Source organism: Candidatus Albibeggiatoa sp. nov. BB20, assembly GCA_016744725.1.
Taxonomy (GTDB): Bacteria; Pseudomonadota; Gammaproteobacteria; order Beggiatoales; family Beggiatoaceae; genus Albibeggiatoa.
Map to the genome: position 1 here is coordinate 1 of JADGDW010000242.1, position 4,682 is coordinate 4,682.

At 38.3% G+C, this 4,682-nt stretch carries 7 protein-coding genes; 1 reads left to right on the forward strand and 6 read right to left on the reverse strand.

What is annotated here, in order from left to right; genetic code table 11:
• Positions 1–121 precede the first annotated feature (121 nt).
• The 6 genes from ABXH34_RS17875 to ABXH34_RS17900 all read right to left on the reverse strand — a co-directional run bounded on the left by ABXH34_RS17875 (position 122) and on the right by ABXH34_RS17900 (position 3,558).
• Positions 122–370 carry a type II toxin-antitoxin system Phd/YefM family antitoxin gene (locus tag ABXH34_RS17875; protein ID WP_353573244.1) on the reverse strand — a complete coding sequence of 83 codons (249 nt, stop codon included), beginning with the start codon at positions 368–370 and terminating at the stop codon, positions 122–124.
• Between the two features lie 25 nt (positions 371–395).
• The gene (locus ABXH34_RS17880) at positions 396–653 is read right to left on the reverse strand and encodes a hypothetical protein (RefSeq protein ID WP_353573245.1); all 258 of its coding nucleotides are present in this window, start codon (positions 651–653) and stop codon (positions 396–398) included.
• 88 nt (positions 654–741) lie between these two features.
• Entirely contained in the window at positions 742–2,001 is a 1,260-nt protein-coding gene (locus ABXH34_RS17885; RefSeq protein ID WP_353573246.1) for an NADH-quinone oxidoreductase subunit D, read from the reverse strand.
• Positions 2,002–2,013: 12 nt separating this feature from the next.
• On the reverse strand, positions 2,014–2,691 hold the full coding sequence (locus ABXH34_RS17890; protein WP_353573247.1) for an NADH-quinone oxidoreductase subunit C: 678 nt from the start codon (positions 2,689–2,691) through the stop codon (positions 2,014–2,016).
• Positions 2,692–2,731: 40 nt separating this feature from the next.
• Positions 2,732–3,211, reverse strand: coding sequence for a NuoB/complex I 20 kDa subunit family protein (locus ABXH34_RS17895; protein ID WP_353573248.1), 480 nt, complete (start codon positions 3,209–3,211; stop codon positions 2,732–2,734).
• Positions 3,202–3,558, reverse strand: coding sequence for an NADH-quinone oxidoreductase subunit A (locus tag ABXH34_RS17900; protein WP_353573249.1), 357 nt, complete (start codon positions 3,556–3,558; stop codon positions 3,202–3,204). The genes ABXH34_RS17895 and ABXH34_RS17900 overlap by 10 nt, the downstream gene beginning before the upstream one ends.
• 567 nt (positions 3,559–4,125) lie before the next feature.
• On the opposite strand from ABXH34_RS17900, the gene ABXH34_RS17905 reads away from it, so the two are divergent.
• Positions 4,126–4,682, forward strand: a 557-nt coding sequence (locus ABXH34_RS17905) for a TetR/AcrR family transcriptional regulator (protein ID WP_353573250.1), incomplete at its 3' end; no start/stop codon positions are given.

Genomic DNA, 4,682 nt, shown 5'->3' on the forward strand with positions numbered 1-4,682 from the left:
TTCCAATACCACTAAATGGGTCTCGTAAAGTTGCTTTTATCAAGTTAGTTAATTTTTTATATATCTTCTTATCAATTTATCAATGGTAGCCCACGCGCTGTAATCATCAAAGGCAATGGGGTTAAACTGTATCTTCATCATCAAATACCGATGGGTCAACCGTTACTGTATTACCATTTTTTACATTTTCTAAAGCATTTAATAAGTGAGTTCGGTTTGCTGGATTACTCAAAAAAAACGCAGTTTCATCCTGTGTTTGCTCTGTATCAATAACAGTAATATTGATGGTACTATCACAGTACATTTGTTTTAAATGTTCAATAAAATCAGAGGTTAGCTCACTTGGCTTTAAACTGTAATTAGCTATCATGATGCTGTACCTCTTTTCATTAGTTCTAAGCTGCTAAACGCTCTTCAATAGGATTAATCGTAATGTGATAACCATAATCTAGCAGAATATCCATTGATAAATCGCTTGCTGTCTCATGCAATTCAATCCATCTATCATTATCACTGGAAATTTTGATATTAACCCAGATATTTTTAGAATTAATCAAGCTTTCAGAAATATCTATTAATTTAATTTCAGAAAAATATTTATGTAAATCAGTGAATAACTGTTCACCAAGTTCTAGCTGCTTATGATTGAGCATGATTTATCTGAAGTATCAAAACAAAAATTTAATTCACTAGCACAAAACTCATTTCACTCTCGCAAAACAAGTTTTATACGCTTAAAAACTATCTATCAATTTCACCAAATACAATATCCATTGTACCAATGATAGCGACCACGTCAGCCAACATGTGCCCTTTGCCCATTTCATTCATAGCTGACATGTGAGCAAAGCCCGGTGCGCGAATCTTCATCCGATAGGGTTTATTTGCCCCATCAGAGACTAAGTAAATCCCAAATTCACCTTTTGGATGCTCAATCGCAGCATATGCCTCACCTTCTGGCGGACAATAACCTTCAGTAAAGAATTTGAAATGATGAATCAACGCTTCCATGTCTTCCTTCATCGCTTGACGACTAGGTGGAGACACTTTGTTATCTTCAATCATTACAGGCCCTTGGTTTTCAGGCTTACGCAACCAATCCACACATTGTTTAATAATATGATTTGATTGACGCATTTCCTCAATCCGAACCAGATAACGATCATAACAATCGCCATTTGTGCCGACTGGAATGTCAAACTCAACTTTATCATACGCCGCATACGGTTGTTTTTTACGTAAATCCCATTCAACACCTGAACCACGCAACATAGGTCCTGTAAAACCTAACTGTAATGCACGTTCACGTGAAACCACACCAATGCCTACTGTACGTTGTCGCCAAATACGATTTTCAGTTAATAAGGTTTCATATTCATCAACCCGCTGAGGAAAAATTTTAGTAAAATCTTCAATGTAATCTAACAAAGAACCTTGACGATTTTCATTTAAACGATCCACTTCTTTTTGACTATGCCATTGTGATGCTTTGTATTCTGGCATGGTGTCAGGTAAATCACGGTAGACACCACCAGGGCGATAATATGCTGCATGTAAACGTGCGCCTGAAACCACTTCATAGCAATCCATTAAAATTTCACGCTCACGGAAAGCGTACAAGAACATAGACATCGCGCCCACGTCTAAACCATGCGAGCCAATCCAAAGCAAATGATTCAAAATACGGGTGATTTCATCGAACATGGTACGAATGTATTGCGCACGCTCAGGGGCTTCAATCCCCAATAATTTTTCGACCGCTAATACATAGCCATGCTCATTACACATCATAGATACATAGTCTAAGCGATCCATATAAGGCACATTTTGATTAAACGGTTTAGTTTCCGCTAATTTCTCTGTACCACGGTGCAATAAGCCAACATGCGGGTCAGCACGTTCGACCACTTCGCCATCCATCTCTAACACCAAACGCAAAACGCCATGTGCTGCGGGATGTTGAGGACCAAAGTTTAAAGTATAATTACGAATTTCTGGCATGTTATCAATCCTTTACTGCGCCGTGGCTTCTTCTTCGGTATAACGATTATCCTGACGAATCACACGCGGTACTAGCACACGAGGCTCTAACGTGACAGGTTCATAAACCACACGACCTTTTTCTGGGTCATAACGCATTTCAACATGACCGCTGAGAGGAAAATCTTTACGGAATGGATGACCAATAAAGCCATAGTCGGTTAAGATACGACGTAAATCGGGATGACCTTCAAATACAATACCGTATAAATCAAACGCTTCACGTTCGTACCAGTCAGCAGAACTCCAAATATTCACCACTGAAGGAACTTTAGGTAATTCCCCCTCAGTAAATGCGCGAATACGAATGCGTCGATTATGCTGAATAGATAATAAGTGATAAACCACGGCAAAGCGGGGCTTTTCTTCAACATCTTTTTGATGAATAGATTCACTTACACCGCGACTAAAACCTGTGCTGCTTGCATTTTCAGTTTGCCAGTCAGCTTGTCCATAAGTGGAATAATCAATACCACAAAGGTCAATCAGTTGTTCAAAGCCAAATTTATCACGTAACAAGGTACAGATACGCGCAACTTGGACTGCGGGGATTTCTATCGTTACTTCTTTCAGGGCGATTTGAGCAGATAACAAGCTATCGCCAAATTCTTGCTGCAATGTTTCTAATAAGGTTTGCCGAGCATCAGCCATAACAATTACCAATTAACAATTATCAATGAACGGAGGGTGGTTAGCTTGCTTTTGCAATCGTACTACGTTTAATTTTAGCGTGTAGTTGCAAAATGCCATACAGCAATGCTTCAGCAGTCGGTGGACAGCCGGGGACGTAAATATCAACAGGGACAACACGGTCACAACCACGTACTACAGCATAGGAATAGTGATAATAACCACCGCCGTTAGCACATGAACCCATTGAAATTACATAACGTGGGTTAGGCATTTGGTCATAGACTTTGCGTAATGCAGGGGCCATTTTATTCACCAATGTGCCCGCCACAATCATCACATCGGACTGGCGAGGGCTAGGACGGAAAACAATACCAAAGCGGTCTAAGTCATAACGCGAAGCACCTGCGTGCATCATTTCTACCGCACAGCACGCTAAGCCAAACGTCACAGGCCACATTGAACCTGTTCGCGCCCAGTTAATTAACCAATCCGCGCTAGTGGTGACGATGCCTTCTGAGAAAACGCCTTCTATTCCCATTCTAAAGCTCCCTTTTTCCATTCATAAATAAAGCCTACCACTAAAACTGCAAGGAAAATCATCATAGCGACAAAGCCAAATACACCGACGTCATCGAATACAACTGCCCATGGAAATAAGAACGCAATTTCTAAATCAAAGATAATAAAGAGAATAGCGACCAAGTAATAACGCACATCGAATTTCATCCGTGCATCTTCAAACGCCTCAAATCCACATTCATAAGGAGAGTCTTTTTCTGCATACGCCTCACGTTTGCCCAATAGGAAGCCAATTGCAGCGAAGCCTACGCCAGCCGCCAGCCCTATCAAGATAAAAAGCAGAATTGGTACATAATCAATGAGCATTACTAAAGCCTCTTTATAGTTCTAATAACTATCCTTTATTGTACGATAGAATTTGTCTAAGTCATAGTCTTAAACAACAATTTAACCTGCACATTCTAGCTGAAAATTGGCTGGCGGTCATCCTATTAATAGTGAGTTAGCTTGTAGGTGAGAAGTGAAAAATAGAGCTAAAACATAAAATTGAGGTATTATAAAAAAATATTATTTATAGATTGAGATAAGTTTTTTATTGGTGTTTTTGAGCTGATTTAGAGCATTCTCCCAATATTATATCAATTAAAGTAGCCTATTTATATCCAATATTTGAGAAGGAAAAATCGACTATAAATGGTAGAATTACAGTTTGAGGGTACTTAAATCTGCCTAATACTAATGTGGCTAGAATTTACACAAAAATAATTCAGTGCAAAAGATATTGAGTAAGCAATATCACATAATGTGATATTGATTCCTGCCTATATTATTTCCCTCTAAAAACTGCTCATCTCAATCCTCTAAATATATTAAAAATAACTGAATAGTGAATATTTTATTGAATGTTCATTTTTTGTGAGGTATGCTATTCGTATGTCAAATAATATTGAAGAAACTAAATTACGTATTTTAAACTGTGCAGAACAGCGTTTTCGTTATTATGGCTATCGCAAAACTGCGATGAGCGAAATTGCGCAAGATATGAACATGTCAACGGCGAATTTATACCGCTATTTTGACAATAAAGAAGATATTGCAGCTGCCTGCACTGAGCGGTGTATGAATGATAATATGCAGTGCTTGCGAGAAGTATTAAGAATGCCTAATATCACAGCATCAGAAAGGCTTGAACATTTTTTTATTGAACAACTTAGACAATTACATGATGAGACTCATAATCACGCAAAAATCAATGAAGTTGTTGAAATTATTGTGACTCAGCGTCAGGAATTAGTTTTTCAAAAAGTTAAAATTATTCAATCTTTAATATCTGAAATTTTATCAGAAGGCAATCGTACAGGCGAATTCAAGGTTGATGATGTTTTAACCACAGCTGAAGCGGTTTACGCCTGTATGACTGTATTTAATGTGCCTATTTTTATGAGCTTATATTCTCTGGAAACATTAGAGCAAATGGCGCAGAATGTTGT

Coding starts and splice junctions, on each gene's coding strand:
- ABXH34_RS17885 (WP_353573246.1), bottom strand. CDS start 2,001: ATGCCAGAAATTCGTAATTATACTTTAAACTTTGGTCCTCAACATCCC.
- ABXH34_RS17875 (WP_353573244.1), bottom strand. CDS start 370: ATGATAGCTAATTACAGTTTAAAGCCAAGTGAGCTAACCTCTGATTTT.
- ABXH34_RS17880 (WP_353573245.1), bottom strand. CDS start 653: ATGCTCAATCATAAGCAGCTAGAACTTGGTGAACAGTTATTCACTGAT.
- ABXH34_RS17895 (WP_353573248.1), bottom strand. CDS start 3,211: ATGGGAATAGAAGGCGTTTTCTCAGAAGGCATCGTCACCACTAGCGCG.
- ABXH34_RS17890 (WP_353573247.1), bottom strand. CDS start 2,691: ATGGCTGATGCTCGGCAAACCTTATTAGAAACATTGCAGCAAGAATTT.
- ABXH34_RS17900 (WP_353573249.1), bottom strand. CDS start 3,558: ATGCTCATTGATTATGTACCAATTCTGCTTTTTATCTTGATAGGGCTG.